The organism is Fusobacterium perfoetens ATCC 29250, from assembly GCF_000622245.1.
GTDB classification, from domain to species: domain Bacteria; phylum Fusobacteriota; class Fusobacteriia; order Fusobacteriales; family Fusobacteriaceae; genus Fusobacterium_B; species Fusobacterium_B perfoetens.
Genome location: NZ_JHXW01000024.1, coordinates 1 through 1,554, shown reverse-complemented (window position 1 = coordinate 1,554; position 1,554 = coordinate 1). Strand labels below are relative to the sequence as shown.

Below are 1,554 nucleotides of genomic sequence, written 5' to 3'. Positions count from 1 at the left end.
CAAGGAAAAAAATGGACAGATAATAATGGAAGAAAATCCAAAAAAGACGAAGTTATAAGTTATTTATTATTTAATCAAAATGCAACAAAATATAAATGTATAAAAGAAACAGGTTTATCTAAACCAACTGTATATAAATATTGGGAAGAAGCTCATCAATTTTTAGAAACTTTAAAGCCTAAGTTTTATAAAAATTTTTCAGAAATTCCTTTTGCTAGAAAAAATAGATTATTTAGAGAGATGAGTTGGAGATATAAATTTGATGAAAATATGTCTGAAGAAGATAAAAAAATAATGAGAAAAATAGATTATATTCACGAATTATTAAAATTGGTAAATATACATAATTATGAATGGGCTAAAAATATTTATAAAAAAAGAGAAAAAGATAAAAAAGTTATAAAATTAAAAAACTTAATAATAAGGCAAAGTAAAAAATCAAAAAATATAGGAAATTTATCTGAATTTAATAAATTAATAAAAGAAGCAGAAACAGAAGAAAAAATTAATGAAATTTGTCTAAAATATGATTTTTTACCTAACTTAGAATTATTTTAAAAAAAGAAATACTTAAAACAGCCTTTAAATAGCTTAAATTTGATTTAAAAATAAAAGGTATAAAACATCAAGATAACCTCGTAAAATGCGTTAAAAACGATTTTACGAGGTCATTTTTTTTAAGCTTCAAAAATTTTTTATAGATTTACTTACTTTCCTCTTTTTTTTCAGTAAATTTATTTTTATAATGAGCAACCATTCTAGCTACATCTTCATCAGATAATAATTGTGCATTTTTTATGAAAAGATTAAAAAGAGGTTTTAGCTTCTTTTCAGCTTCTTTTAACTCAATTTCTTTTAGTTTTTTTTCAATCTCTTTTTTCTTGTTAATAAGTTCCTGCTTAATTTCCTCAGAAGTCTTGATTTTTTTCTTTGGTTTAGTAGTTTCTAAATTTTCTTGTACTTGGTTAAGTTCTTCCATAGTTAAAACCTCCTGTAAAAAGATTATTTATAGTAATATTATTATAGTATATTTTGGGCACAATTTCTAGTCCTTCCTTAATTTAGTTATTTTTTGAAAGTATACCATTAATTTTTGACAAGTCAAAAAATAAGAGGTATACTTAATATATATTAAGTAAAATTAAGGAAGCGAGCACACTGTAAATGACGGCAAATTGATAAATCAATTTGTCATCATTTACGCTCGTTTAGGGGGATTGCAGTCCCCCTAAAAACCCCTGCTAAAAGCGGGAAAGGAGGTATAAATTTTTTGAAGAAAAATTTATCATTAAGATTAGATGAAGAAGATTATAATTTGCTTGAAACTCAAGCTAAATTATATGGAGTAACAAAGAATGAATTTGTAAGAGTTTTAATAAGAAAAAATATGCTAGGAGATATTCAGGAATTAAACGAGAATTTAAAAGATATTTTTAGACTAAAAGTAAGCATAGGAAATAACCTTAACCAAATAGCTAAAAAATGTAACAGTAAAACTATATCAGATTTTAGGGAAATTCAAAAGGAGTTAGATGACCTATGGCAATCTTTAAA

The 1,554-nt window shown here is 23.9% G+C and carries 3 protein-coding genes; 2 read left to right on the top strand and 1 reads right to left on the bottom strand.

Going from position 1 to position 1,554, the window contains the following annotated elements; genetic code table 11:
• On the top strand, positions 1-558 hold a 558-nt coding region (locus tag T364_RS11140), incomplete at its 5' end, for a hypothetical protein (protein WP_027128922.1).
• 145 nt (positions 559-703) lie between these two features.
• On the opposite strand, the gene T364_RS0106905 is transcribed toward T364_RS11140, so the two are convergent.
• Entirely contained in the window at positions 704-979 is a 276-nt protein-coding gene (locus tag T364_RS0106905; RefSeq protein ID WP_026674107.1) for a hypothetical protein, read from the bottom strand.
• A 291-nt stretch (positions 980-1,270) separates the two neighbouring features.
• Here T364_RS0106905 and T364_RS0106900 point away from each other — a divergent pair.
• Positions 1,271-1,554 (top strand): plasmid mobilization protein (locus T364_RS0106900; RefSeq protein WP_027128921.1); only part of this gene is annotated, 284 nt, incomplete at its 3' end.